Annotated in this window: 27 protein-coding genes; 17 read left to right on the forward strand and 10 right to left on the reverse strand. The window is 66.8% G+C overall.

The genetic code is table 11. The features are described 5' to 3' along the window. Positions 1–159 precede the first annotated feature (159 nt). Positions 160–420 carry a hypothetical protein gene (locus ROP_RS36405; protein WP_007299941.1) on the forward strand — a complete coding sequence of 87 codons (261 nt, stop codon included), beginning with the start codon at positions 160–162 and terminating at the stop codon, positions 418–420. A gap of 36 nt (positions 421–456) precedes the next feature. On the opposite strand, the gene ROP_RS36410 is transcribed toward ROP_RS36405, so the two are convergent. The 3 genes from ROP_RS36410 to ROP_RS44485 form a co-directional block, all read right to left on the reverse strand. Beyond that, positions 457–981: a DUF2441 domain-containing protein gene (locus ROP_RS36410; RefSeq protein ID WP_007299940.1), complete on the reverse strand. Its 525-nt coding sequence runs from the start codon at positions 979–981 to the stop codon at positions 457–459. 118 nt (positions 982–1099) lie between these two features. Further along, complete coding sequence (locus ROP_RS36415) at positions 1100–1597, reverse strand: hypothetical protein (RefSeq protein ID WP_007299939.1); 498 nt, start codon at positions 1595–1597, stop codon at positions 1100–1102. Beyond that, on the reverse strand, positions 1587–1778 hold the full coding sequence (locus ROP_RS44485) for a hypothetical protein (protein WP_231869096.1): 192 nt from the start codon (positions 1776–1778) through the stop codon (positions 1587–1589). The genes ROP_RS36415 and ROP_RS44485 overlap by 11 nt, the downstream gene beginning before the upstream one ends. Before the next feature lie 457 nt (positions 1779–2235). On the opposite strand from ROP_RS44485, the gene ROP_RS36425 reads away from it, so the two are divergent. The 3 genes from ROP_RS36425 to ROP_RS36430 all read left to right on the forward strand — a co-directional run bounded on the left by ROP_RS36425 (position 2236) and on the right by ROP_RS36430 (position 3700). Then, the gene (locus ROP_RS36425) at positions 2236–3096 is read left to right on the forward strand and encodes a DUF3800 domain-containing protein (protein ID WP_148222645.1); all 861 of its coding nucleotides are present in this window, start codon (positions 2236–2238) and stop codon (positions 3094–3096) included. Between the two features lie 142 nt (positions 3097–3238). Then, complete coding sequence (locus ROP_RS43650) at positions 3239–3388, forward strand: hypothetical protein (protein WP_007299937.1); 150 nt, start codon at positions 3239–3241, stop codon at positions 3386–3388. Between the two features lie 132 nt (positions 3389–3520). Then, the gene (locus ROP_RS36430) at positions 3521–3700 is read left to right on the forward strand and encodes a hypothetical protein (protein WP_007299936.1); all 180 of its coding nucleotides are present in this window, start codon (positions 3521–3523) and stop codon (positions 3698–3700) included. A 234-nt stretch (positions 3701–3934) separates the two neighbouring features. Here the strand turns inward: ROP_RS36430 and ROP_RS36435 are convergent, their stop codons facing one another. Both ROP_RS36435 and ROP_RS36440 read right to left on the reverse strand, forming a co-directional pair. Next, the gene (locus ROP_RS36435) at positions 3935–4231 is read right to left on the reverse strand and encodes a hypothetical protein (protein WP_007299935.1); all 297 of its coding nucleotides are present in this window, start codon (positions 4229–4231) and stop codon (positions 3935–3937) included. A 32-nt stretch (positions 4232–4263) separates the two neighbouring features. Further along, positions 4264–4482 carry a hypothetical protein gene (locus ROP_RS36440; protein ID WP_007299934.1) on the reverse strand — a complete coding sequence of 73 codons (219 nt, stop codon included), beginning with the start codon at positions 4480–4482 and terminating at the stop codon, positions 4264–4266. Positions 4483–4792: 310 nt separating this feature from the next. On the opposite strand from ROP_RS36440, the gene ROP_RS36445 reads away from it, so the two are divergent. The 9 genes from ROP_RS36445 (at position 4793) to ROP_RS36485 (ending at position 13565) form a co-directional block, all read left to right on the forward strand. Continuing rightward, positions 4793–5893 (forward strand): ATP-binding protein, encoded by a 1101-nt coding sequence (locus ROP_RS36445; protein WP_012686791.1) that lies wholly within the window; start codon positions 4793–4795, stop codon positions 5891–5893. After that, positions 5890–7149: a vWA domain-containing protein gene (locus tag ROP_RS36450; protein ID WP_012686792.1), complete on the forward strand. Its 1260-nt coding sequence runs from the start codon at positions 5890–5892 to the stop codon at positions 7147–7149. Before ROP_RS36445 ends, ROP_RS36450 begins: the two co-directional genes overlap by 4 nt. Beyond that, positions 7146–7340, forward strand: a complete 195-nt coding sequence (locus tag ROP_RS36455; protein ID WP_007299931.1) for a hypothetical protein — start codon at positions 7146–7148, stop codon at positions 7338–7340. Before ROP_RS36450 ends, ROP_RS36455 begins: the two co-directional genes overlap by 4 nt. Continuing rightward, on the forward strand, positions 7337–8527 hold the full coding sequence (locus tag ROP_RS36460; RefSeq protein ID WP_007299930.1) for a hypothetical protein: 1191 nt from the start codon (positions 7337–7339) through the stop codon (positions 8525–8527). Before ROP_RS36455 ends, ROP_RS36460 begins: the two co-directional genes overlap by 4 nt. A 69-nt stretch (positions 8528–8596) precedes the next feature. Then, a complete protein-coding gene (locus ROP_RS36465; protein WP_007299929.1) occupies positions 8597–9895 on the forward strand; it encodes an AAA family ATPase in 1299 nt (432 codons plus the stop codon). A gap of 27 nt (positions 9896–9922) precedes the next feature. Next, complete coding sequence (locus ROP_RS36470; RefSeq protein WP_007299928.1) at positions 9923–10267, forward strand: hypothetical protein; 345 nt, start codon at positions 9923–9925, stop codon at positions 10265–10267. Positions 10268–10510: 243 nt separating this feature from the next. Then, complete coding sequence (locus ROP_RS45330) at positions 10511–10927, forward strand: hypothetical protein (RefSeq protein WP_373418959.1); 417 nt, start codon at positions 10511–10513, stop codon at positions 10925–10927. Positions 10928–10929: 2 nt separating this feature from the next. Then, complete coding sequence (locus ROP_RS36480) at positions 10930–12768, forward strand: hypothetical protein (RefSeq protein WP_012686794.1); 1839 nt, start codon at positions 10930–10932, stop codon at positions 12766–12768. Next, positions 12768–13565 (forward strand): hypothetical protein, encoded by a 798-nt coding sequence (locus ROP_RS36485; RefSeq protein ID WP_007299925.1) that lies wholly within the window; start codon positions 12768–12770, stop codon positions 13563–13565. The genes ROP_RS36480 and ROP_RS36485 overlap by 1 nt, the downstream gene beginning before the upstream one ends. Before the next feature lie 47 nt (positions 13566–13612). Here the strand turns inward: ROP_RS36485 and ROP_RS41815 are convergent. The 5 genes from ROP_RS41815 to ROP_RS36510 all read right to left on the reverse strand — a co-directional run bounded on the left by ROP_RS41815 (position 13613) and on the right by ROP_RS36510 (position 18978). Further along, a protein-coding gene (locus tag ROP_RS41815) for an IS5 family transposase (protein WP_231869098.1) occupies positions 13613–14522 on the reverse strand; the annotation gives its coding sequence in 2 pieces (ribosomal slippage) (positions 13613–14146 and positions 14148–14522; 909 coding nt in all). A gap of 192 nt (positions 14523–14714) precedes the next feature. Further along, positions 14715–15206 (reverse strand): helicase associated domain-containing protein, encoded by a 492-nt coding sequence (locus ROP_RS41820; RefSeq protein WP_080512611.1) that lies wholly within the window; start codon positions 15204–15206, stop codon positions 14715–14717. A gap of 357 nt (positions 15207–15563) precedes the next feature. Beyond that, positions 15564–16517 (reverse strand): hypothetical protein, encoded by a 954-nt coding sequence (locus ROP_RS36500; RefSeq protein ID WP_012686798.1) that lies wholly within the window; start codon positions 16515–16517, stop codon positions 15564–15566. A gap of 220 nt (positions 16518–16737) precedes the next feature. Continuing rightward, entirely contained in the window at positions 16738–17121 is a 384-nt protein-coding gene (locus ROP_RS36505) for a helix-turn-helix domain-containing protein (RefSeq protein ID WP_231869099.1), read from the reverse strand. 684 nt (positions 17122–17805) lie between these two features. Beyond that, entirely contained in the window at positions 17806–18978 is a 1173-nt protein-coding gene (locus ROP_RS36510) for an ATP-binding protein (RefSeq protein WP_012686800.1), read from the reverse strand. A gap of 251 nt (positions 18979–19229) precedes the next feature. Between ROP_RS36510 and ROP_RS36515 the strand changes: the two genes are divergently transcribed. Genes ROP_RS36515 through ROP_RS36530 form a run of 4 tightly spaced genes read left to right on the forward strand, consistent with a single transcriptional unit; the run spans position 19230 to position 25550 of the window. Continuing rightward, complete coding sequence (locus tag ROP_RS36515; protein ID WP_012686801.1) at positions 19230–19970, forward strand: TnsA-like heteromeric transposase endonuclease subunit; 741 nt, start codon at positions 19230–19232, stop codon at positions 19968–19970. Next, the gene (locus ROP_RS36520; protein WP_007300057.1) at positions 19967–22108 is read left to right on the forward strand and encodes a DDE-type integrase/transposase/recombinase; all 2142 of its coding nucleotides are present in this window, start codon (positions 19967–19969) and stop codon (positions 22106–22108) included. The genes ROP_RS36515 and ROP_RS36520 overlap by 4 nt, the downstream gene beginning before the upstream one ends. Further along, a complete protein-coding gene (locus ROP_RS36525) occupies positions 22105–23208 on the forward strand; it encodes a TniB family NTP-binding protein (RefSeq protein WP_007300058.1) in 1104 nt (367 codons plus the stop codon). Before ROP_RS36520 ends, ROP_RS36525 begins: the two co-directional genes overlap by 4 nt. Continuing rightward, the gene (locus ROP_RS36530) at positions 23205–25550 is read left to right on the forward strand and encodes a TniQ family protein (RefSeq protein ID WP_007300059.1); all 2346 of its coding nucleotides are present in this window, start codon (positions 23205–23207) and stop codon (positions 25548–25550) included. Before ROP_RS36525 ends, ROP_RS36530 begins: the two co-directional genes overlap by 4 nt. Positions 25551–25559: the final 9 nt, after the last annotated feature.

Consider the following 25559-nt stretch of genomic DNA (forward strand, 5'->3'; position numbering starts at 1 on the left):
CGCCCAATCACTCCTCGCCTTGGCCCGAGCGACACGCCGTGACACGCCCGATGCGGAATCAGTTCGCTATGATTCAGCGGTGCCGCTGGCGGCGCCGCTGTTACTGCACAACCTAATTCATCGGTGACACGGCCCTTCCGTCCGCGCTACGGTCATCGCATGCGTGATCTCCTCGAACAGTCCGTCCGCTACCTCGAAGCCCTCTCCGACGCCATCGTGGACGCGGCGCCCTCCACAGACGCCTCGTTCGTGGCTGAGTTCGCCGAAGCCCTCCGCGAGTGTGCGGAGGCGGTCAAGATAGCGCGCGAGGACATGATCGACGCCGGTCGCCCGATCAGCCCTGTCTACTCGCACCCCGGCGACGAGGACACACGGGAAGAACTCGCGTCGCGACTGACCGCGCACCTCTTTACCGGGTAGTCCGCTCCGCTTCTCGTTGAACCGCCCAATTACAACCTATTCGGCGGGGCCGAGAACCCGGATAGGTGGACTCAGGAGTACCTCCCATGTCACGGGCACCTCGTGGTCCGGGCTTTGCTGGGACCAGTAGCAATAGGAGTGATACGACGTCATCAGAGCGGTGCCAGGGGCGCGGAGCAGCTCCATGTTGGCCCGGAATCCGTCGTGATCGGTCTCCACCTGCCAGATCTTCGCTGCTTCAGTCGGATCGAAGGCAGTGCGGAAGGCGCGGGCCTCGTCGAGTGTGTCCACTGCGAAGGCAGATTGAAAACGAGACGGTGCGGTCGGAAAGTGTGCCCGACGCACGTTCTCCCATATCAGCTCGATCAGATGATCTGTGACTTGAAACTGAGCGGCCGCGTTGACGAAGTTAATCTCACCGTGCGCGGCAACGCCATCGGGAAACAGCACGTCGAGGTGCTGTTGCAGCGCTGTCGGTTCGACGTCGTCGAAGCGGGTGAGCCCGAGCGACAGTCCCTCGTGAAGGGTCCCTCTCCGGTCGACGGTGTAGAAGCGCGGCATTTCTGAAAACCTCTCTAGCTGTGAGTGATAGTCGACTCACCATCCGACCGCCCCCATCTCCTCATGGTCGAAATGGTGTCCACCAGGAGGGACGTACGTGCGGGCGGCGCTCGGCTGGTCAAGCGGTGGTATCGATGGTGACCTCGGCTCGGCCGTCGAGGGCAGCGAGCAGGTAGTGCGGGCAGGTGACCACTTGACGGGGCACGGGAATTGTGCGTCGAGTGCTGTCGAGGTAGAGACGATATGCGAGCTGACTTCCCCGGTGGACGCCGGTCGCTGGGTCGACGGCGCCGAGAAAGTACCCGTGCGGGGCGTCAACGGTGGAGAAGATCGTCCGCGCCCACTCGGCGGGCTCGGCGGGCGGCAAATACCGGGGCTCGCCCGTCTGCGCATCGACGGTGTGCACGATGACGGTGACAGTGAACCCGGTAGCCGCGGGGAACCACGCCTCGGCCGCGGCGCCGAACGGTGCGATGGACGTGTGGATCTGCAGCTCAATATTCGTTCCGGTGCGGGCCGCCGTGATGATGTGCGAATCTGCCCAGACGTCATCGGTGGCCAGGTGCGGCAGCGCTTGGTCGGAGTCGGTGTGGACGCTGCCGCGATCAGCGGGCATGGGCTTGTTTGTCCCGTTCTCGGATGATCTGGTCGGCCAGGCGGTACACCGCCAGTTCGTCGGGGATACCGACCTTGGTGGCGCGCTCTTGGGCTGCGATGAGCGCGATGACCTGCTTGTTCCCCTGTCTGCGATCTCGGTACAGGAACTGGTGGCGTCCCTCAGCGAGGTCCTCGAGCACCAACCACTGGAAGCGGTCGAGACTAGTGGCGATCTAGGCGATACGCACCCGCTTCGACTGGACTGTGCGCCACCGGTCAACCAGGTCCGATCCCCCGAGCAGTACACCGAGGACCATAGCGCAGATCGCTGTGATCATTCGGCGTCCCTTCTCGAGGCCACGGATTTCTTCGGATCACTGGTGACCACGCTCAGGGCGATGGTCGCCGCGATCGGGACAAACACGGTGAGCAGCAGGGGCAGCGAGAACTCGACACGGTCACCGCCCCGACGGCAGCGGCCGCGAAGGCGAGCACGGCGAGCAGCCAGAGGGCTCGGGCTGCCGAGGCCCGATGTGTGATCTGGGTGCCTGACCAGCGACGACCAGCACGGCGCCGAGCCAGAGAGTTCAAATGGGCATGGTGTGTGGCGGGTCCTTCCGACGTCGGAGAGCTTGAAGTCTCGTGGGACAGGGTGTCATGCCGCCGGTGACCGCCGTGGCCTCCCATTCACTCTTCGGATATCTGCGCAACCCAGTGATGATCGCTGTCGGTCACGATCGGCATAATCACCTGGTGCTGATGGCCTACATCGATGAGACCGGTGACACTGGATTGATCGCCAAGGGCGGTACCAACTGTTACGCGCTCGGTTGCGTCTTGATCGACGACTCGCAGTGGCCGGAAGCATTCGACAAGATGCTCGACTTTCGGCGGCGTTTGTCCAAGACGTACGGGATAAATCAGCGCTGGGAGCTGAAGGCGAACTACCTCATCCGCGGCGGAGGCCCGCTGAAGGCTCTCGCGTTGCCTCCGGGCATTCGGCATCTCGTCTACCGCGGCCATCTGAAGATGCTCCATGAAATCGGCGCACGCGCATTCACCGTGGTTGTCGACAAGGAGGCAACCAAACTCTCTGGTCAGGAGTGTTTCCACATGGCGTGGGAAACGTTGTTGAACCGCTTGGAGCGCACAAGCACCAAAGAGAAGTCGACGCTTATGATCCTTCATGACGAGGGTGAGGACCATGCGGTGCGAAGAGAATTTCGCAAGGCCCGACGGCATTTGACCGCGGGCAGCGCTTACGGTTCTGGCCAGATCAGGTCAAAGGGGACGCTGTTCCTGGACGATCCTGTGTCGCGGGCATCGCATAATTCGCAGTTAATCCAGACAGCGGACATGGTGGCGTACGCAGGTTGGAGAACGTACATGCCTCCGAGCAAGAAGGTGGCTGAGGTCTGCCCGTCGGACATGTGGCGTCACGTTGGTTTGGCGACGCACAGGGTGGTCAACAGTGTCACTCGCAACGGCGCGCCTGGCGTTGTCATACGGAAAAGATAAGGCCCCCCAGCTCGGCTGGGGGGCAGCTAGCGCCTAGCCAATCCATTGGGAAAGGTTGAGCGCTGTCGCCCACGTTACAGGGTTGTGTGCCAATACGGAGAATTTCAGCCCAGGGATTTGCTGATCGAGGTGGGGGCGACGATTGACAGACGAAGAGATCAACCAGTGGGTCAAGACCGTCGGACCGGCGCCCGACGACGTGTTCGCGAAGATCGTTCTGCGGTTCGCGAAGGCGGCACGCGAGGGGAATCTCAAGTTCGACGAAATTGATCCGCAATCAGGGGACAAATGATGATGTCAACCCTGCCCCCCGTTGCCTGCTCCGCGAACTGATCCGTCAACTCGGAACCGCCCCAGTCGACCCCAGGCTGTTGGCACTCCTCGAGCGGCAACGCCGAGAGGGACGACGCGATAGCCGCGGGAGATGGCTGAGGCAGACCTCGTGGTCGCGGGGGAGCTGCGCCGCTCTGAGCGCGCCGAAGAGGTCGACATCGCCCGCCAGTCGGCCTTCTGGACCAAGGTCCGTGGAATCGCGGCACTGGTGGCGGTCGCCACCTTGTGTGGTCTCCCTCCTCTTTTGTCAGCGCCGGCCTCCTGTGTGTGAGTACATATCGCGCACGCCTCCGCGCGATATTCGAGGATCCGGCGGCCTGCCCGTGGGGTGGGGTCAGATTTCATGACACCGACCCCTATATTCATGAGGTCCGCGCGTCGAGCGTGCGAAATCCCCAGAAAGATGCAGCGTGGGGAGACGAGCCAGGCTTATTGACAATGAGTCTCGGATCCTGCCCACAAGGACCAGGAGCGATCGGCAGCAAAGGTTTGGTTGCTCCCCCGGTCACGGCGCGAAGAACATGCGGTGGATGGTCACCGTGTCTTCGGGACCGTACGTGTGCGCCGCAAGCGTGGGGTCTGCGAAGCAGATGGTGAACTCGTGGTGACCCTTCACGGTGTCGTGCTTCTCCGAGAGTTTGGCGACGATATGACTCTGACGGTACGTTCGGCCGTCGTCGTCCGTGGTGTCGACCTCCACTAGCAGTGGTGCTTCGTCGGTGCTCTGGAAGTCGAGCAGATCGGACACGGTGAGCGTCGCGGACAGAATGCGAGTCGGAGACTCCTGGATCCGGGGGAGCATGGGTGAGTGCCTTTCGGTTCAGGTCGGTGAAGTTACTCAGACGTACCTGTGGCGCGGCGGAGGGCAACCACCTCGGCTTCGAGGGCGACGACCGCGTGGAACGTCGCCTCGGACACAGCATTGCTGTCCTTGCCGAACGTCTCGGCAGCCTGCCAGATGCGGGCGCTGTGCTCACCGCTGGGGCGCGGGATCTTGAAACCATGACTACTGAACGCCTGCGGTTCAGGACTGGTGCGCTGAATCAGATTCATGAGCGGCAGCGTAGACCTCACCTCCGACAACCTCTCCTCTTTAGATCAGGTCTCGATCGAACGGCTCGTCCGGGGGCGTGGCGGAAAACAGGATTGTGCCGCGGCCGGCGATGTTTGATCCCTCCGCGGGGCCCGCAGACGATCTTTCCGCGCGGTGCAGGGTGGGCGCTCGTCCCGCGTCCCCGGCACAGGGTGCGCCGGGGACGCGGGACGAGCGCAAAACCCCTATTTCTGCAGGTCAGACCGTATAATCGAGGAGTCTAATTCGGTAGCGAGACTGACCAACTCGCTCGACTCTGAAGGATTTTCTGTGGCTGATTTGGCGACTGCTGTGACGGTGTTGGATGCGAATGGGCGGGCTGGTGTTCCGTCGTTGTTGATCTCGGGTCCGGGTATGGGTAAGTCGAGTCTGGTTCGTGGGTTGGCGGCGTCGGACGGGGTGCTGTGCGAGACGGTCCTCGGGTCGTTGCGTGAACCGGCCGACTTCGCTGGCCTGCCGGTGGTGCGTGAGCACGGGGTGACGTTGGAGGCTCCGGACTGGGCGAAGCGCATTCACGCCGAGGGTGGCGGCTATCTGTTTCTGGACGAGTTGACGACGAGTCCGCCTGCGGTGCAGGCGGCGATGCTCGCGGTCGCGTTGGACCTGAAGGTCGGTGATCTGCAATTGCCGAAGGGAACGCGGGTGATTGCGGGTGCGAATCCTCCCGATTGCGCTGCCGGTGGGTACGAACTGGAAGCGCCATTGGCGAATCGGTTCTGCCATGTGGAGTTCACTCCGTCTGTTGACGAGTGGTTGGATGGTATGGCGACGGGGTGGGCTACGCCGCCCGCCTCGCGTGCGGTGGCGACGGACGAACAGCGCGTGGCGCTGGTGCGTAGTTCGATCACCGGATATGTCCAGCGCAACCCGGAAGCGTTGGACGCGTTCCCGTCGTCGGCGGCGCAGACCGGGGGAGCGTGGCCGTCGCGCCGCACATGGGCGATGTTGGCGGCGGTGTTGCCGCATCTGCGTGACGACGACAACGCGGCGATCAATGCGGTGGTGTTCGGGCTGATCGGTGAGGGGACCGGTGTCGAGTTCCTGGAATGGCGCAGGAATGCCGATCTGCCCGACCCGGTGGCGGTGATCGAGAATCCGGAAACGGCGTTCGACTGGCAGTCTCGTCCGGACCTGGTGTGGGCAGTTCTGTCGGGTGTGACGGCGTGGGCTGCGGGGCGGGGCACTGTCGAGGCGTGGCGCAGCGCGTGGGGGCCGCTGATCGCGGCTGCGGAAGCGGGTGCACCTGATGTGGCGGGCGCTGCGGCGCGGACGTTGGCGAAGGCGCGGCCCGCCAAGGCTGTGGTTCCGGCTGCGGCGAAACGGTTCTCCCCGATGTTGGTGGCTGCGGGTCTGGTCGGTGAGGCGGCGTGAGCGCGGTGCGGGTACTCGACCCGGACGAGTTGCGCCCGTTTCGGTTGGCCCGGTTGGTCTCTGCCGAACAGATGCCGTACTTCATGCGGGCGTTGTTCGCGGCGCAACCTGTGGCTGCGCCGGGGCTGGGCACGTTCGCGGTGGATGCGCAGTGGCGGTTGTATCTTGATCCGGCATTGCTGGTCGGTGCGAACGCCTGGCCGGTCCCGGTGGCGGGTGCGGTCCTGTTGCACGAAGTAGGGCACCTGCTGCGGGCACATGCCGCGCGCGCCGCGTCCTTGCCGAAACCGGTCCAGCACCTGGCGTGGAACTACGCCGCCGATGCGGAAATCAACGATGACCTTCTCGCGGCCGGTGTCGGACTGCCCGAAGGGGTGATCACCCCGGAGTCGTTCGGCTGCGCATCGGGAGGCATTGCGGAGGACTACTACACGAACCTGGTCGATCCGTCTGCCTCTCCATCTCCGAACGCACCCGCAGACGGCGACGGTGATCCGGGGTGCGGGTCCGGTGCGGGGTGCCCTGCCGTGCCCGGCGAGTTGGGTGCGGCAGGGAATGAGGTCACCGAAGGTCTCGACGGCGCGGAGGCAGACCTGGTGCGGCGGTACGTCGCGCAGGCCGTTCGTGAGTCTTCGGGAAAGGGCAGGGGGAGCGCCCCGGCCGGGCTGGTGCGGTGGGCCGGTGAGGTACTGGCACCGCCGACCGTGGCGTGGGATCGGTTGCTGCGTGCGGCGATCCGGCGCGTCTTGGCGGATCAGGCGGGGCGGACGAACTACACGTATTCGCGGCCGTCGCGGCGCGGGATCCCGGGCATAGTCGCTCCGGCGATGCGCGGCCCGTCGATCACGGTCTCGATTGTGGTCGACACCTCGGGATCGATGTCGGCAGACGATCTGGATGCGGCGATGAGTGAGGTTGCCGGGGTGCTGCGGGCTGGCGGTGTGTCACGGGATCGGGTGCGGATTCTGGCCTGTGACGCGTCGAGCACAACGGCGCAGCCGGTTCGGTCCATCGCGGACGTGAAACTGATCGGCGGCGGCGGCACCGACATGCGGGTGGGTATCGACGCCGCCAATGCTGCGCGTCCGCAGCCGCATGTGGTGATCGTCCTGACGGACGGGGATACGCCGTGGCCGGATCGCCCGTCGCGGTCGCATCTGGTGTGCGCGGTGATCGGCAGCGACACGGCTGCGGCACGTACACCGTCGTGGGCATCGACGGTGTACGTGCCGGTCGGCGCGGGAGCGCGTGCATGAGCGCGGCAGGAAACGGCGACCTGGTCCGCTACGCCGACCGAGTGTTGGCCGGTACCGGGATCACCGCGAACCAGGTCGCGGCGGTAGTGGCAGGTGCGGCGACCGATGCGGCGGCGACGGCACTGCGCGCCGGTTGGCGCTGTGCCGCGAATCCGGTGCAGGGAAGCGACGAGGAGCGGGGAGCTGCATGAGCGTGGAATGGTTCGACCTCGCTCAGCGACTCTATGCCGCCGAAACCCGGTCGCCGGTCGCTCGGCTCACGCACACCACGTTCGCGGCGTCCACGGCGGCGCTGGCGGTGCGCGCGGTGGCACGTGGCGGCAGCGTCACCGTGTCAGTGGCCGGGTTCGAGGGCCGCGAGGAACGCGCCCGCGACGTGGATGCCCTGGGACTGCTGGCCGCACACGGCGGCACCATCGTGGGGCGATGCGACCCGGCACCGTTGCTCACCGACGACACCGGCACCCTGCCCGCGCTGGTGACCCTGGCGCGGGCGCACGCACACCACCCGGACCCGCAGGTGGCCGGAGCGGCGGCCATGGTGGCGTGGTGGGCGGATCGGGCAGACCATCCCGGCACGTCGGCGGTGGTGAATCTGGTGGCCGCGTCGTCGGCGCGGTACGTCCTCGGCACCACCCCGGAGGCCGAACGATCGGCGACCACGTGGCGGCAGTGGCTGCGCATCTGCGATGACGGCGTCAGCGGCTTGCATGAGTGGGCCGCGAAGATCAGCGGCGGGCCGCTGCTACCACTACTGGAGCCGATTCACGAGGACGACCGCTATTCGTGGGACCGCGCGCTGTCGGCAGCGACGGCCGGGCATGACTGGTCGCGTCCGGACAACACTGCCAGCGCCGCCATGGGACTGCGCACCCGATGCGATGCCGCCGAGTTGAAATCTGCCGCCCTGCTCGATGATCCGCTCTGGCGGCAACGCGCAGTCCATACCGGGCACGTGGCGGTCGGGGTGGCATCGGTGACCCCGCCGCCGAAAGGGTCGCGTCGGCGCAACGCATCGCTGTCGGTGACCTGTGATCGGCTCGATTCACGGTTACGCGTCGGATCCGAGGTCACCGGCTGGATGGGCACCCCAGCGGACAAGCCCTTCGAGCGGTTCTTTGTCGAGGTCACCTCGGCACAGGTCGTAGAGGGAAAATTAGTCCTCGGTCTCGGCTCGGTCGGCGCACACGCCCCCGCACCGGGAGCAAGGGTGTGCTTGATGCCTGGGCCGCCGTCCCCGCAGACGATGCGCGCGGGTCGGGGCCGATACTGGCGGCTCTACCGTGCCCGCCGTTCCTGGCTCTCCACCGGCCAAACACCGGTCGCTGCGCGGCGTGAGGTTCCCCTCGACGTGCTGATCGCGGGCGCAGAGGACTAGCCCCGGCAGCCTGCACCACAACCCAAAAACTCCTGCTTCACATCACCTTTCGTGAAAGGTTGCACCGTCATGCGCATCCTCGCCCCCCGACCCGATATCCCCAAACCGGCACCCTCGAGCGCACCGGCACCCAGGCCGAGCGCGCCGTCGCTCACGCAGTGGCCGGGATCGCAGATCATGTCCGATCCGATCACCGCACGTGTGCTGTTCTCGGTGTGGTCCGGTGATCCCGCCGTCGTCGTCCCGTCGCCACCCGGTGCGGGCAAGACCCGACTGGTTGCCCTGCTCGCGGCGGCATTGGCGCACCGCGGCGATCTGCGTGTCGGCATCGCGGCCCAGACCCGCGAACAGGCAGTGGAGATTGCGCGGCGCCTCGGCACCCTCACCGATCGCGCTGCACTGATGTGGAAAACGAAACCGCCGAAACCCGACAGCGGCGAGACGCCAGCGGTGTCGGGGCAGAAGGTGAGGTGGCCCGGCGACGTGGGCGCGATCCTGATCGGCACGACCGCCCGATGGCTGTTCTCGGACCCCGACCGGGTCGGCGCCGACGTGCTGATCGTCGACGAATCGTGGCAATGCACCTACGCCGATCTGGGCGCACTCGGCGCCATGGCAAGGCAGGTGGTCTGTGTGGGCGATCCCGGTCAGATCGATCCGGTGGTGACCGGCGACGTGTCGCGATGGGACGGCAGCGATACCGCCCCGAACCTGCCGGGACCGATCGCGCTGCAAGCCGCACACGGCGACGCTGTGGGCGTGGTCCGGCTGCGCCACACCTGGCGCTTCGGAGCGGACACCACCGCCCTGATCGGGCCGTTGTTCTACCCCGACCTGCCGTTTACCTCCCGACGACCACCGGAGCACCTGACCGACGCTGGCGGAGTCGTGCCCGAGTTGGCGCACCGCCCGGTCACGGTCTGCGGTGGCCCGTCCGATCCGGCGCTGGTGACCGCGTGCGCACAGCGGGCGCGGGAGCTGCTCGACGCCGTCCTGGTCACCGCCGAGGACCAGCGACCGATGAGCGCCGCCGATATCGCGGTGGTGGTTCCCCACGTGACGCAGGCGGCGGCGATCCGCGCCCTCCTGTCCGATCACCCGGACGTGCTGGTCGGCACCGCGAACTCACTGCAAGGGCTCGAGCGTGCCGCTGTGGTGGTGCTGCATCCGCTGGCCGGATACCGCACCGCCGAACCGTTCAGCCTCGATCCGGGCCGCGCCTGCGTGATGCTCTCCCGCCACCGCGCCCACATGAGCGTCGTCATCGATGACGCGAGCGCCGAGGTACTCGCCAACACCGAACCCTCGACCGCGCACGCCACCAATACCGCCCTGTTGGCCGCGCTGCACCGCACTCCCGCTGTGTAGCAACTCAAAAGGAAAGGGATTTACGCAATGTCCGATGAAATCATGACCGCATACCACGCAGAACGACTGGCGGACGTCGACTCACCAGCCCAGCTGGCAGCCGCATTCGCGGGGAGGATCCGACCGAACTTCACCTACGAGTACGACGACGATTCTCAGGTCCACGACAACGGCGTCCGCGCGTTGCGGGCAGGGGACGGGCTGATCACCTACGCCCGAATCTGCAATACCGATCAGGAGGAGGCCATGACGGTCTTCGGGGACTTCCTCGGCGATCTGCACCATCTGGCCGATGCGATGGGCGTCGACTGGGACGAAGCACAGCGAAGGGGAGCGGTCCACTACACCGCCGAGTTGTACGGCGCGGATTAAAGGGAACTGACGGCTGGACGGTCCCAAGGACCCGTTCGGCCGGCAGTCCCCGGCACCGGGTGCGCCGGGGACCGGTACTTCCCGATTCGCCTGTGGCCATCACCCGCATCGACCGCGCTGATTGATGCGTGTCACTCTGCGGGCCCACCTGCGTTTCATTCCGCGTGTCGACCTGCGTGTCAAAATGCGTGCAGACACGCGAGTAAAGATGCGTGTGATTCGGCGAGTCCTTCTCTAGCATGAATGCCGAAGGTCCCGGAAATACGCGGCCGTAGGCGGGTTGGTCAGTGGCCGTCCCGGAGTGCAGCAGAGGAGCGAGGCATGGTGCAGGCCGGAAAGCGGAAGGGCGCTCGCCAGCGTCCGACGGGGGTGGGGAACGGACGTGCAGTGCGATCGCAGGATGAAGTTCTCAGCGCAGGAGGAGATTCCGACGTGATGGCACCGACCGTGGGGGCGCTAGCGAAGCTGGAACCGCGGAGGGGTCCGACCAAAGTGCAACTCAATACTCGGGTTCTGGCCTCGACGGAGGCGCGGCTGAACTGGCTGGTGAAGAACCGCAACTTCTCGGTTACCAGCGTGGTTGACGTGGCCCTGCAGGAGTTGTTCGACCGCCACCACGTACCGCCGGCGGACATCGAGGGCCGGATCGTGGAGCAGTAAACGTGACCCGTCCGTGGGAGCAGATTGCACTGTTCGACCTGCACGAACCAGCACCTCCCGCACCCGCCCCGGAGCCTGGCGACGATGCCACCGAGATTGCACCGGAGGAAACAGCTCCAGCGGAACCAGCTTCGGCGGAACCGACGACAACCGCCGCTGCCGCAAATCTGCTGAATGCATCGGCGACCGAGCCGGCGGCAACACCACCCGCACCGGTATGGGAGGCATTGCCCGCAGGAGAGGAAGCCGATGGCCATGCGTTGATCGTGACCGCCGACGGGACCTACACGCCGTCCGGGCGGGAACTGACCGGTTCGGTCGATTCGGTCGAGAAGCTGGACAAGCTGATCCGCTGGGCCGCGCTGACACCGTTGGGCGCCCCCGCACAGATCTGGGTCGTCGGACAGGCCGCGTGCGAACTGCTCGGGTGGATCATCGACCCCGGCAGCGAAGACGACGTCGACGACATGGAAGCCCTTCGCAACCGCGCCGCCCAAGAACTGACCGCCGTCCTCCACGCCACCCTCACCCCACTGCTGAATGCAGGGTGGGAACTCCGTGGCGAACCGGGGCACGTGGTGCACCTGTCCCGCTCGATCGGGAACTTCACCTCCATGGTCGATGTGGTGATCGAACCGTACGTGTGGACCTACTGGAACAAGGACTTCGGTTGGCACAACCGCGTCGGCGACATGGGCATCCTCGGCTCACCCACCGCCGGAACGTATCTCCCGGACGACGACCTGTCGGCGGCACGTGAACTCGGTCGCCGGTTGGCCTGGTGCGCCAAGCACCTCGGGGTGCTCCCGGGACCGACGCCCGCCCGGACCGGCGCCGCCCTCGTCGACAAGATCAAGCGTGAACGCACCCGCAGCGGCAAAGGCATCGTCGTCACCGCACCCGGCTCGGTTCCACCCCTGGACGGCCCGCCGCGGGGAGATCTCGAACCTGCTGTCGGCTGGACCCGCGTCCCGGAGTCTGACGACCTCGACAACGCCCACCGGTTGGTCTCGATTGACCAACGCGCCGCCTACCTCGCCTCCGCGGGCATGCTCGAATTCGGCTACGGGCAGCCCACACACCTGACCGGGGACGCGGCGGCCACTGCGGCGGTGGGGGAGAAGGGTGCACCGTTCGGGCTGTGGCGGATCACCCTGCCGCCCGGGCAAACACTTTCGCTGCCCGAGAAGCTACCTCTGCCGCACCCCCACATGCTCGCGGACCAACCGGTACAGACCTGGGTGACCACGGTCAGCCTCGACGGGCTGTGCTCACCAGTGGCAGACGGAGGAATCGGCGCCGACCGGGGCGACCTCGACATCACCGAGGCCTGGGTCTACCCACAGCAGGGCCGGGCGCTGGACAAGTGGGCCAAAATCCTGCGCGAGGCCCGCAAGGCCGCGGTCGATACCGAAGACGACGCGACGAAGCGGTTCCTCGGCACCTGTTACAAGGGCTACATCGGGCGAATGGTCAACCCGGACATGTGGACTGCGAAGCAGATGCAACATCACCACCAACCGCTCTGGCGGGCGTCGATCATCGCGCACTGCCGGTGGCGCGGCCGCCGTGTCGCGATGCGGATTGCCCGCGAGCACGGCCGCTGGCCGGTCCGCACCGTCACCGACTCCTGGGTGTACCTCCTCGCCGGCGGTGAGGACATCGCCGACGCAAGCGAGGCGCTGGGGAAGATGTCGGTCGAGAAGGACGTGGTCCTCACCGACACCCTCCTGTCCGCCTTCACTTCGGCGCAGGACGTTCACGAGGTGAACCTCGCGATCAAGGCCGCCTTCGCCGACAACGAGGACGCCGCCGACGACGAAGAGGAAGGGGAGGACTGATGGCCCTGCATCTCCCGAAGCCGCGCACCAAGAAGCCCGCGCAGGAGGCGGTCGGCCTCGACGGACTCAAGGTTACCGTTGCCAACGCCGCCACCAGCGGTGTCGAGAAGTCGAAGCAGGTCAAGAGTGGGGGACTCGCCGGGTTGACCAGCAAGGTCTCGGTCAAGCAGTTGCGCAAGGAACTCGGCAACGAGGGCCTGCGGCAGGCGGCGATCGATGCCGGCCGCACACCCCCATCGGCTCGCACGTTGCGCCGGTGGGCGCAGCAAGGCCGGATCCCCCACCCGGACGTCCTCGAGCGAGCCCAGCGCCGTGCCGCGATCGAACGCCTCGGCGGTGTCGATGCCGTGGCCGCCAAGATCGGCCGGTCCCGCTCCGCCGTGTCCCGGTACCGGTCCGGTGAAACGAACGAGTTGCGTGCCGACGCGAGCAAGAAACTCCGCAACGTGAAGGCGCAGGACATCATGAAACGCGCCGGCGTGTTGCGACCGGACGGAACACCGAAGAAGGCCGTCATCCGGGTCAAGGGCGGTGTCATGGTGCGCAACGGCGCCGACGAGGGATACGACTACCGGGTCCGCACCCTGGATTTCGCGAACTCCGACACACCGTTCACCAGTGAAGAGTCCCGCGAACTGGCCGCCGCACTGGCCAACGACGATCACGCCCGCGTCGTGGCACTGCTCGAGCGGCACGCCACCCTCGACTACCCCGAGAACAAGGGTTTCGACAAGTACAGCGACCAGTTCGGATTCCACTTCGACCACATCGACTCCGTCCACATCGACTGGATCTAACAGTCCTCCACTACCTCGGCTGGCCGCGCCGAAGGTCCACCGGGCTGCTAGGGCATGTCTCCCAATAACTTGAGCCACTCGACGATGCCGGCGAGCAGGAATCCGGCGCGGTAGGTGAGGGCGAGTTTGTCGTAGCGAGTGGCCACCGCACGCCACTGTTTCGCCTTGTTGAAGGCCCGTTCGACCACGTTGCGCCCCTTGTAGGACTCCGGGTCGAAGTTCGGTGGCCGCCCGCCCGCGCGGCCCTTGTTCACCCGGTTCGCTGCCTGATCGGTCTTCTCGGGGATCACCGCCTTGATGCCTCTGCTGCGCAGCAGTTCCCGGTTTGCCCGTGATGAGTACGCCTTGTCGGCCCGGACCTCGTCGGGGCGCGTGCGGTGCGCTCCGCCCGCGAGCCGCGGCACGCAGATGCCCTCCAGCACGTGGGCGAACATCGGACTGTCACCGGCTTGGCCTGGGCCGACCAGCACCGACAGCGGGCGCCCGTGACCGTCGCACGCCAGGTGCGCCTTGCTGGTCAATCCGCCCCTCGACCGGCCGATGCCGTGATCGGCAGGCTCGTCACCGAGGTTCGTGTAATTCGGTAGATCCCCCTGTGTGGCGGGCGGCGTTCGCACCGTGCTGATGGACCCGGACCACTGTGGAATCGACAGAGACCGCCCAGTCCAGGTTCCCGCCGGCGTCGGCCATCGCGACCAGAGCCGTCAGCACCCGATCCCAGGTTCCGTCTCCGGCGTAGCGGCGATGTCGCTTCCACACCGTCTTCCACGGCCCGAAATGCGACGGGAGATCTCGCCAGGGCAACCCGGTCCGCAGTCGATACAGCATCCCCTCGACCACCACACGATTGTTCCGGAACTTCCGCCCCCGGAGCCCATCGGAACTGGGCAACAGCAGCGCGAGCAACTCCCACTGCTTGTCCGTCAACACCTCAAACCGATCAACAACGTCTGCCACACCGAAGAGTCTGCAGCACAACACCACAAATCATTGGGAGACACACCCTAGATCGACACCGTGCTCCTCACCTCGCCGTGGGCGTGGCAGGCCGGGGACAGCGGTCTGCCCACCCAGCGGGTCAACTACCGCTGTCCGCCGGATAGAGGGGCGAGCGCGCCCATTGCCTCCATAGACAAGAGGGTGGGATGTTTATCCCACAGGCTGTGCTGACATTCGCGGCCCCCGTGGGCGTGGTCCGGGGGAGACCCCGAGGGCCGCAAGTGGACGCCTCTCGTCGTCGGGCAATGCGTTGGCTCGCCACTTCTTCACCGCCTGGTAGAGCCACTGGCCTACCTGTTCACCGTCGGCAGTGACATAGTTCGCGGGAACGAGTGCGTCGCCGTGCTCTTCGCGGTAGGCGGCAATTTCGGAAAGCATCCGTCGCCGCTTGCCGTCGGCCGGTGACACGGCAGGAAGTGGAAGATCGTCATCACTCCACACGAACCCGATCGCATCGAGTTGCGCAATGCGTTGGGGCGGAAGGGTGCCGAGCATACGGGCAACCCGCTGGCGGTCCTGCCAAAGTCCCAGTCGAAAACCGCATTCGGTGACATAGTCGACGGGCACCACGATTCGGGGGTGATGGCGGCGAAACGCAGCGTAGAGCTGCAGAGGTGAGGCTGAGGACCGGTTTGCCCGCATCGAAATCACATCCTTTGTGAAAGCCGTCAAGCGTTGCCCGGATAGTCATTACCCCAAGTATGTCAACCTATTTGACGATCTGTCACGGAAGTCGACACGTGTTGGGTTGCAACTTGGCAGGTGCGAGAGCCGGTGGAACTCACAAGTCTGATCACCAGCGTGAAGAGACCTTTCGCGCTCGCGCACCGGCACGCCGAGGGCCTGGGCCCGTCCCCCGGTGGAGGAAAGCGCGCTCCCGCGTCCTAGCGCTGGCCTGATCACTCCAGCCTGTGCCACGGCGATGTCGGTACGCCGTCACCCTCATGGACATGGCGTATTCACAGGTCAAGCCTGGAAACGTCCGGATCGGTTCTCGGTTCAGAGGTTCCAGAGTCGGAGCACCGCGGCTCGCAGGCTGGCTGAGACGATGCGGTGGTCGGTGCGCAGCCGGGGATTAGGGTGCCCGACGTCGGCAAGCCATACTTCTGCGTCGGTCACCGCGATCGGCTCCAGGTCAATTCGGGTGCGCAGTTGGTACGCCACCGCTCGGCGGGTGTGCGGGATCGCGATCGGATCGGAGTCCACGACCGCGGGCGGGTAGAGCCATTCGTTGTCGGCGGTGACCTGGAGCAGGACGTCACCGCGCTGGAGCTGCCCGCGGCCGCCGGGGGTGTCGATGCGGAACCATTCGAGCTGGTACGTCGCCGCCGGCCCCGCAGACGTACGGTGGCGGCTGGTGTGGGCCGCCCGCTCGTGTTCCTCCGCGGCGCCGGGTTGGTAGTCGGTGATGTGCCACAGGAACATCCGGGTTACCGGGGTGGGGAGGAAGTCGGGTTCGGCACGGTTGCGGCCGCCGATCCCGGGCAGGGGGACGGCGCGGCCGATCTGCCAGATAGCGGTGGCGTTGTCGAGAAACACCTGGTCGACCTCGGTGATCTCCTCGATACCGTCGATGAACTTCCGCACGGCGGCGACAATGTCGGGGTCCTCGGTGATGACCACGGCCTCATCGGCGATGGTGGAGCTGTGGGAGGCGTTGGCGGAACCGATGACCGCCCGCCGATCGGTGACAATCACATTGGCGTGCAGATTCGGTGACGACAGCACCCGCACCCCGGCGTCCACGTAGTGCGCGAGCGCGGCCGGGGAGGTCGCGTGTGCGCGCACCGCGGCCCTCGAGGCGTTGACGACGAGGACGTCCCCGGCACGCAGCGGCAGCAGAGTGGGCGCGTCCTCTCCGAGGTAGGCGATCGCGCCATGCCGAGGTCCGCGCGTGCGGATGGCGCGGGTGATGTGCGGCCACGGACTCGGCCCGTGGAAGGTGATCCCCATACCCGAAAAGGGTAGCGGGGATGACCGCTTCGGCCGGTTGTTGGCCGTCGCTGAGAATGCAGACGATGGCGTCACGGAATTTGCAGACGCAGGTGTCGCCGTTCGTCGGCAGGCTGACGGGCCCGTCGGCACGGTGACTGCTGTGCGTCATTGTGAACGCCGCCGATCGGCACGATGACGGACGTACCCGGGCACGGCAAGACCGGACGGGACAGTTTTGTCAGCCGCTGCGGGGTGGGGACAGCAGACGTCCCTGTGTGTAGATCCCGATCAGGTCCCACGGTGGATCGGGGAACCCGAAGCGGCGACGATCCTCGACCGCGGCCGCCGACAGGACGCACAGTGCGTCCCCGAGCGGATTCCCGACGTACCGGATGGTGCAGAACGCCTCGCGGGCGACGAGGCCCAGCCGCTCGGTACCCCGGCGATGTAGCCACTGCACATGCTCACCGGTAGTGCGACGTAGCCAGCGGCGCACGGTCGATTCCGGGCGGCCCATCCGCTCGGCGATCCTCCGGAACCCCAGGCCTTTCGCCTTGTGGGCCAACGCATTCCCGATCACCTCGGCGGTGTCGGCCCGGCGCACCTGCAGGGCGGTGGGCAACAGGATGTGCGTGGCGCCGCAGTCGCGGCAGCGCACCCTTGTGGGCGCACGGTCAGGGTCGTCTCGCGGACGGTGCGGGCACGCCCGTGTCCCCACCTGGCCACCGTGCCCCGGCACTGCGGGCATCGCATGGTGCCGGCGTCGAGGAAGGTGTCGGCCTCCTCGGGCCGGCGTATGACGATCACAGCCGATGACTCCGCTCATGGTGGGACCAGTGTCGACGACTACATCCAATCGCACCAGGGGCCGGTTCGTGTTGGTAGCAGCGCTTCTCACGGCACGCCGTCACGCCGGACGACGAACGACGTCGCCGCCGTCACCGCACGGTCGTGTCCGCCCGATCCGGCATCGCTCATCACGGCTGTTCTCGTTCCTCGGCACGGTGACGATGCAGACGATCGGCCCTCTGCCCGGAACCCATCTGCATCACGGGTGACGGTTGGTGGCCCCGTGGTCGTCATATGCAGAGACGCTCAACACCGGTCGGCCCCGGATGACCCGGCGCACAAGCAAGGCCACCATCTCACTCGTGAACTACAGGTGACTGCTCACTCGTGAGTACGGGTGTCTGCTGTCGAAGGACGTTTCCCCGTGCCTCGGGTGGTTTTCTCAGGCAACACACCTTTTCTTCTGCAGTGTGTCGGCGCACGCCGCGAGAGCCGATGGCGTGTGAGTGTAGGAGTTTCAGGCGGTGGGCTGGCGTCGAATGAAGTCGGCCATTCCCGGGACGGTGAACGCGATGCGACCGTGCTCGGGAGACCAGACGAGGCCCTTCTTGATGGCGGAATCACGGACATCACTGACCGCGGTCGTCGCCACCCCCATGGCTGCGGCGACCTTCCCGGACCGAGGAGTGGGCTCCCCGGCTTCCGCGATGGCGCGCAGGTACCGGCGCTCCCGATCGGTGGCCCGGATCCACCGAGACGGAAAGAACCCGTCATCGAGTGCTCGACGGCCCTCTTCGACCGCGGTGTGGGCGTCCTCGGCATCGAATGGGGAGGTGGGGGCGGTGTGCCAGATCGCCTTGCCGAACTCTTGCAGGAAGTACGGGTAGCCGCCGCTGGCTTCGACAAGGATCTCGAGCGCGTCCGGGGTGAACGCACCCCCGTGCGCCTCGACCGGGACCCGGAGCGCGTCGGCGGCATCGGCCGGGGAGAGCGGGCCGATGGTCCGGTAGGAGAATTGCCGTTCGGCGTAGGAGCGGCTGTCGGCGAGCACCGCCGGTAGGCTGGGCAGACCGGCACCGATGACGAAGAACGGCCATTCACGTTGGCTGGCACGGTGCTGCACCGCGAGCAAGGCACCGAGCAAATCAGGGTCGAGGTCCTGCATTTCGTCGATGAACAGTCCGAACGCGGCACCCTTCTTGCGCATGACGTCGCTGATCGCTTCGACCAACTCCTCGAGGTCGAGGTCGATGTCGCCGCTGGCGGCACGCCCACCGAGGGCGATTTCGATCTTGGCCGGGCCCAGGCCGACACCGAGGGTGAAACCCCTCGCGAGGGAGACGAGATCGTCGATGACCTTGTGCAGCTGGTGTTTGCGGCTGAAGCGGCGCAGACCGACGGCGAGTTCGTAGCCGAGGCGGGCGCGGACCGCGGCGATCCCGGCCTCGTTCGGTCTGGCCTCGATGGTGATCGCCAACCATCCCTGCCGCTCGGCGTGCTCGGCCAGGTTGTTGAGCAGGGTGGTCTTGCCGACCCCGCGGAGCCCGGAGAGCACCATCCCGCGGTCATAGTTGCCTCGCTTGCTGCGGGCGACGAGCAGATCGAACTCCTGGCGCTCCTGGTCCCGGCCCTCCAGAGCCGGGGGTCGCAGGCCCGAGCCGGGTTTGAACGGGTTCAGCGCAGGATCCATATCGGTAAGTATAGAGGGTTATGGGAAGGATGCCATAAACCTCTATAAGTTGCGATAGGTGCCGAGAGGTCCGGTTCCTGTAGGGTCTCGAGATCGGTGGCGGAATCTCACGGCGAGTGGCGGGCCGATGGCGGATCCGCCATCGGTGTGAGACACGCCCATTTTGAATGCAAGGTCATTGGGTCGACCGGGGTGATGATCGATGGTGAGGGCTGCGGTGGTGTGGCCCGCTTCGGCATCGAGGTTGTCTGATGGTCGTTGATCTTGATCCACGCCCGACATCGGTTGTGGCGAACGTCCGCCGCAGCGCCGATGGTGTTGAATGCGAGGCTGATTGGGACGCCCTAGTGCCGGAGTCGCTGGTCGGCGCCGCTGCGCCGTGGCGAACGTTCCGCTGGTATCACGGTCAGAAGCACTATTCCGGTGCGTATTGGTCCAGCACGGAGCAAGCGTTGGTGATCTACGAGTCGCGGCTGGAGTTGGCTCGACTGCTATTGGCAGATTTCGATCGCTCGGTGCGGCGCATTCTCGCTCAGCCGTTCCTGCTCGAAGCCGACGTGGCGGGCGCGCGACGACGGCACGTGCCGGACTATCTGCTGCTGAGCGACGATGGTCCGGTTGTTGTTGACGTGAAACCCGCTTGGCGACTGGCGAAACCGGAGGTCATGCAGACGTTTGCGTGGACGCGGCAGGTGGTGGAGTCACGTGGATGGCGGTACCAGATTGCCAGCGAACCGGCGGAGACAGAATTGAGCAATGTCCGATTCCTCGCCGGGTATCGCCGTGACTGGCTGTTCGACGACGACTTGCTGGCGGATCTGCGTTCGGTCGACTTGGACGGCGCCACGCTCGGTGAGGCCGTCCGATGCCTGTCCGACCGGCCGGAACCTGTCATGCGATCGACTGTCCTGCACTTATTGTGGCGACACCATTTCACGGTCGACTTGAGCAAGACCCTGAGTTCGGACAGCGTGCTGGGAGAGCGTTCGTGAGCGGCGCGGGTGTGCGAGTCGGCGTCGGGACTCGGTTCCTCTACGACGGCGAAACCGTCGAGGTAGTGGAGATGGTGTCGACCGCTTCCGGGAACGAGGTCGTCGTCAAGGACGCGACCGGCCGGCAGTATCGACGCTTCGCGCTGAAGGAACTCCTGGCGTGCGAACGCGCCAGGGTGATCCCGGACAGCCCCGGCCCGGCGAGCGACGATGATCAGGAAGTCGCCAGCGTAGTCCTGGCCCAGCTGACCACGACCGAGCAGGAGCAACTCACCGCGCGAGCAGCCCATGTGCGCGAGGTACTTACCGGATATCGATCCGGAAACCCGCTGATCGCCGGCCCCGGCGAGCCTCGCCCCCAATACAGCGAGAATGTCGCGTTGTCGGACCGGTATGCCGCGAAGGCCGCCGAGTTAGGGGTCGGAGTTCGCACGATCGAGCGCTGGGCCGGCAAGTTCCAGAAGGCCGGCGAGGCCGGGCTGGCGGTGCGGCGCGACCCTTCGTCAGTGAGTTCGACGAGAACCGATGACCGGTGGGTGGAGACGGCCCTGGAAGTGATGGTCGAGCACACCGATCAGTCGCGGCCGTCGCGGACGATGGTGATCGAGCGTGCGAATGCCCGGGCGGTCGCCCGGTTCGGGGCGGACGTGGTGCGGCTGCCCTCGCGGGCAACGGCGTTTCGGGTGCTCGAGGAGTTGGAACGGCGGCATCCGACGTTCCGGCTGAGCACCAAACGCAATCGGGATATCGCGGCCCGACCGGACGAGCCGTACGGGAAGCTGCGCCCGACCCGACCAGGTGAGTACCTGCTGATGGACACCACCCGGCTGGACGTGTTCGCCCTGGATCCGGTGACATTGCGCTGGGTGCAGGCCGAGCTGACCGTGGGAATGGACTGGTACACCCGCTGTATCGTCGGTATCCGGCTGACGCCGGTGTCGACGAAGGCGGTGGACGCCGCCGCCACGTTGTATCAGGCGTTCCGGCCGCGACCGGCGGGCAAGGACTGGCCCGCGCATGCAGTGTGGCCCGAGCACGGCATTCCCCGGTCCCTGCTGGTCGACGCCTCGGCGATCGACGGTCCGATCGCCGGGGCGGCGAGTCCGGCGCTGGCGCCGGAGACCATCGTGATCGATCACGGCAAGATTTACGTCTCCGAGCATCTGACCAGTGTGTGTCAGCGGATGGGGATCTCGATCCAGCCGGCCCGGTTGCGGACCGGCCGCGACAAGGGGCCGGTCGAGCGGTTCTTCCGCACCATTCGGGAGGACCTGTTGCAGGCTTTGCCCGGGTACAAGGGACCGGACGTGCACTCGCGGGGGGTGGCGCCGGAGTCGGAGGCATTCTTCTACCTCGACGAGTTGGAGGCGATCATCCGGGAGTGGGTGGCGGTGGTGTATCACCACCGGCCGCACGAGAGCCTGCTCGATCCGCATCTGCCGTCGGTGAAGATGTCGCCGGCGGTGATGTTCGAGCACGGCATCGCCCGCGCCGGCTACATCGAGGTGCCCCGCGATCCGGACCTGGGATACGAGTTCCTCAAGGTGGAGTGGCGCACCCTCCAGCACTACGGTTTCGAGGTGCACGGTCGCCGCTACCACGGCGATCTGCCGCCCGGGTGCCGCGACGGTGCCAGCCCGTACCCGGACCGGGGAAAGGGCAAGGGCCGGTGGTGGCCGCTGCATGTCGACCCGGACGACGTCACCCGGGTCTATCTGCGGGATCCGACCTCGCGGCGGTGGTATCCGCTCGAGTGGGAGCACGCCCGGTCGATGCAGATGCCGCTGAGTGAGGACGCTTTGGCGTTCGCGCGCCGGTTGGCGAAGGCGAAGTACACCTACCCCGACGACCGGATCGCGGTCGCCGACCTGCTCGAGCGCTGGAACCTCGGCCTCGGGTCGAGCATGACCGAGCGCCGCATGGCGTTGCGTATGGCACGTGAGGACACCGCGCTCGACCTCGACCCGGACGAACCGACCGACGCGACCGGACCGCCATCAGTGACGCGTCACGACGCGACGGCGCCGGTCTACGCCGCGCAGGACGGCAAGGACATCGGTGACGACGACGCCGAGGACGAGCTGAACCGACCCGACGACGGCGACGATTTCTACGCGGATGCGCTGGAGTACCTGTGACGATCGCGCTGATCCGGCAGCGTCTGCAGGACTGCGCGCCGCTGGGTAATGTGGCGCTCTCCCGTAAGGAGGGGTGGCGGGAGTTCGCCGACGCGCCCGCTCTGGTCGCGCCGGCGGTGTTGACCCGCACGCAGCTGCAGGCGTTGAGCGCGGACGACGCCGAGGTCTACAACCATTTCCGGCAGCTGTGGCACGCGAATCTGGGGCCGATCCGGACGCCGCAACTGACCGCGTTGCACGAGCAGCTCTCGACCGTGGTCGACAGCAACCTCCAGTTCGGCGACAAGGCCAAGGGGGCGGTCGCGATCGACGCCTATCCCGGCCTGGGCAAGACGACGTCGGTGTTGGCGTTCGCCAAGGCGTTTCATCGCCGCGAGATCCGGATCAAGGGCACCCACACCCGCGACGGGCACCAGCGGTGGCCGGTGTGCCGGGTCGGGTTGACCGGCAACACCGGCCTCAAGGAGTTCAACCGGGCGATGCTCGAGTTCTACGCCCACCCCGGGACCACCCGCGGCACCAGCGCCGACCTGTCCCGCCGCGCCCTGGACTGCGTGACATCATGTGAGACAAGACTTTTGGTGGTCGATGATCTGCATTTCCTGCGCATGCACGCCACCAGCGGCGTCGAGATCAGCAACCACTTCAAGTACATCGCCAACGAGTTCCCGGTCACCGTGGTCTTTGTCGGGGTGAAGCTGGCCGAACGCGGCCTGTTCGCCGAGGCGCAGACAGCGCGGCGCACCACGTTGGTGGGGATGCAGCCGTTCCTCATCGACACCGACACCGGCCGCCGCGAATGGCGGACCATGCTGCTGGCGATCGAACAGGGACTGGTGCTCGCCGACAAATATCCCGGCATGCTCGCCGACGACCTCTCGGACTACCTGTTCACCCGCAGCACCGGCCACATTGGGTCGCTGATGGTGCTGATCAACCGCGGCTGTCACCGCGCCGTCGTCACCGGCCGTGAGCGCCTCGACGCCGGCGTATTGGACGGGGTGAGCAACGACGAGGACGCCGAGACCGCGCGGCGAGAACTCGCGGCCGCCCTCGAGGCGCGGCGCATCACCACCCGGCCGACACGCCGCCGCCGATGACCGGGGTGCGGTCCCTGCCGATCCGGGTCGCCCCGCTGCCCGGCGAGGCAATCGATTCCTGGCTCGAGGCCATCGCGCACCGCACCGGCACGGCGTTCGGTGACCTGGACACGGCCCTGCACCGCGAGGACCGGACTGCCGCCGAAAGGGTTCGGCGCCCGAGCGTGTGGCCGGTGCACCTGCCTCCACGGGAAGTGGACACCATCGCGGCGGCGGCGGAACTGCCCGCGGCCACTGTCGAAGCGATGACGTTGGCCCGCTACGACGGCATCGCCCTGTCGCTGAACGGTAGGAAGGGACGTGCGGCCGCGGGCCTGCCGTGGGGTCGCGGACGACGATCCCGATACTGCCCGGCCTGCCTCGCCGTCTCCGGCGGGCGATGGCAACTGCGCTGGCGGCTGGGGTGCGTATTCGCCTGCAGCGAACATCACTGCCTGCTGGCGGATACCTGCCCGCACTGCGGAGGCTTCCAACGGTGCAGGCGTCCCCTCCGTGAGGTGATTCCGAGTCCGGGCCGCTGCGCCCACTGGAGTGCGGACACCGCTGCGCCGAGTGGGCTCGCCCGGTGCGGGGCGGACCTGACCTCGGCACCGGTGACGCGGTTACGCGCGGATCACCCGGCGTTGTGGGCCCAGCAACTCGTGCTCGATGTCCTCGCGGCCGGCCAGGGCACCTTCGGTGTATACGCCGAGCGTCCCCTCGGGGCCCGCGAGGTTCTGGCCGATCTGCACGCAGTCGCATCCCGCGTCCTTGTCTACGGCACCGACGCGGAGATTGCCGAGCGGGTCCCCGCCGGCCTCGCCGACGCGCTGGCCCGGGTTCGGTCGTCTTCCGCATCGGAAGCACTGACGTCACGAGGATCGGAGCTCTCTGGTGCCGGCGGAGCGATCGCAACCGCCGTTGCGGTGACCGCGGCCGCCGCTGTGCTGGATCGGCCCGACATCGCCGACGCCGGTGAGGCGTTGCGGTGGCTGGTGCACGGCGGTCGGCGCCTGGGCCGGCAGGTCAACGCCGGCGTCAAGGGCGACTGGGGCAGCGCCACCAGCACGAGATTGGCGGCCGTCCAGCTCGCCGCGTTGCGGCCCCTGTTCGTGCGCGCCGTCGATCAGCTGCGGTATCGCAGCGCCGCCGACCTCCCGAGCTACCCGACTGTCAGTGCCACCGCCGTGAACGACGCCGCCCGCCGCATCCCGACCCTGCTCTGGCCGGAATGGTCGCTGCGGTTCACGGTGCCGCCGTGCAGCCCGGCGCAGGTCCGACCGGCCTTGTCGGCAGCACTGATGCTGGTGGGCACCACGCTCACCGTCGGCGAGGCCGCCGACCGCCTGGGATCGGCGGTCCGAGCCGACGGGGTCACCCGCACGCTGGCATGCCTGCGGAGCTCTCCTCGGTGGGACGACACCCTGACCGCGCTGATCCGGCTGGCAGACCACCTCGCCGCCGAGCCGCCACCGATCGACTACGAGCGGCGGCGCCATTTGGACTACCGCGGCTTACTACCCGACGACATGTGGAAACAGATCTGCCGCCGGACCGGAACACCCCCCGGCGCCGGTCAGAAGGCGGACTTCGCCCGCTGCCTGTTGTTCGAACGACTCAGCGGGCTCCCCGCCGACCGTTCCCCGTTCCTCGCGGCCGGCTACGACGTCCGCGCGAAACTGTCCGAGTTCCCGCGCGCCCTTACCCCCGCCCTGGCCGCGCAGGTCGACGCGGCGGCCCACCGGTTCCTCGACGATCAGGGGCTGGGCGAGGAACCGGTCTACTGGCATCCACCCCGGGACTTGCTCGACGGGCTTGACCTGCCCGGACCCGATCCGAATTCAGTGGACCTCGCCGCCCTCCACGACCTGACCCGCCGCGACCACACCGCGCTGTCGGAGATCGCACGGCAACTGGACACCACCCTCGATGTGATCCGCCACCTCCTCGTAAACCACCCAGCACCCGCATCGCCCCCTGCCGCAGAGCGGTTCGGACGACGCGCAACCCAGGCCGCGGCAGAGGAGGCGGTGAGCCGGACGGAGTTCGTCGACCTCTACTGCGTGCAACGCCGCACCCTCGCCGAGATCGCCGCGATGATCGGAGTCAGCAGGAAGGCGGCAGGTCGGCTGGCACGACACCACGGCATCACACCCCAGTCCGGTCGGCCCCCGGTCGATCCGGCATGGCTTCACGACCAGTACGTCACCCAGCGGCGAACACTGCGGGAACTCGGACACGAGACGGGGCGCAGCGTGCCGCAAATGAGCCGGATCGCGAAGGATTACGGCATCCCGATTCGCCCACCGAGCGAGGCCTGCCGTACCGGCGACGCTGCGCGCCGACACCGGACGTCCCAGTGAGCGCGGCGA

Origin of the sequence: Rhodococcus opacus B4 (assembly GCF_000010805.1) — a bacterium.
In the GTDB taxonomy this organism is placed as follows: domain Bacteria; phylum Actinomycetota; class Actinomycetes; order Mycobacteriales; family Mycobacteriaceae; genus Rhodococcus_F; species Rhodococcus_F opacus_C.

Excerpts from the sequence above, each read along its gene's own strand:
- ROP_RS36405 (WP_007299941.1), top strand. The coding sequence starts at position 160 with ATGCGTGATCTCCTCGAACAGTCCGTCCGCTACCTCGAAGCCCTCTCC.
- ROP_RS36410 (WP_007299940.1), bottom strand. The coding sequence starts at position 981 with ATGCCGCGCTTCTACACCGTCGACCGGAGAGGGACCCTTCACGAGGGA.
- ROP_RS36415 (WP_007299939.1), bottom strand. The coding sequence starts at position 1,597 with ATGCCCGCTGATCGCGGCAGCGTCCACACCGACTCCGACCAAGCGCTG.
- ROP_RS36425 (WP_148222645.1), top strand. The coding sequence starts at position 2,236 with ATGCCGCCGGTGACCGCCGTGGCCTCCCATTCACTCTTCGGATATCTG.
- ROP_RS36430 (WP_007299936.1), top strand. The coding sequence starts at position 3,521 with ATGGCTGAGGCAGACCTCGTGGTCGCGGGGGAGCTGCGCCGCTCTGAG.
- ROP_RS36435 (WP_007299935.1), bottom strand. The coding sequence starts at position 4,231 with ATGCTCCCCCGGATCCAGGAGTCTCCGACTCGCATTCTGTCCGCGACG.
- ROP_RS36440 (WP_007299934.1), bottom strand. The coding sequence starts at position 4,482 with ATGAATCTGATTCAGCGCACCAGTCCTGAACCGCAGGCGTTCAGTAGT.
- ROP_RS36455 (WP_007299931.1), top strand. The coding sequence starts at position 7,146 with ATGAGCGCGGCAGGAAACGGCGACCTGGTCCGCTACGCCGACCGAGTG.
- ROP_RS36460 (WP_007299930.1), top strand. The coding sequence starts at position 7,337 with ATGAGCGTGGAATGGTTCGACCTCGCTCAGCGACTCTATGCCGCCGAA.
- ROP_RS36465 (WP_007299929.1), top strand. The coding sequence starts at position 8,597 with ATGCGCATCCTCGCCCCCCGACCCGATATCCCCAAACCGGCACCCTCG.
- ROP_RS36470 (WP_007299928.1), top strand. The coding sequence starts at position 9,923 with ATGTCCGATGAAATCATGACCGCATACCACGCAGAACGACTGGCGGAC.
- ROP_RS45330 (WP_373418959.1), top strand. The coding sequence starts at position 10,511 with ATGCCGAAGGTCCCGGAAATACGCGGCCGTAGGCGGGTTGGTCAGTGG.
- ROP_RS36485 (WP_007299925.1), top strand. The coding sequence starts at position 12,768 with ATGGCCCTGCATCTCCCGAAGCCGCGCACCAAGAAGCCCGCGCAGGAG.
- ROP_RS41820 (WP_080512611.1), bottom strand. The coding sequence starts at position 15,206 with ATGCGGGCAAACCGGTCCTCAGCCTCACCTCTGCAGCTCTACGCTGCG.
- ROP_RS36500 (WP_012686798.1), bottom strand. The coding sequence starts at position 16,517 with ATGGGGATCACCTTCCACGGGCCGAGTCCGTGGCCGCACATCACCCGC.
- ROP_RS36510 (WP_012686800.1), bottom strand. The coding sequence starts at position 18,978 with ATGGATCCTGCGCTGAACCCGTTCAAACCCGGCTCGGGCCTGCGACCC.
- ROP_RS36515 (WP_012686801.1), top strand. The coding sequence starts at position 19,230 with ATGGTCGTTGATCTTGATCCACGCCCGACATCGGTTGTGGCGAACGTC.
- ROP_RS36530 (WP_007300059.1), top strand. The coding sequence starts at position 23,205 with ATGACCGGGGTGCGGTCCCTGCCGATCCGGGTCGCCCCGCTGCCCGGC.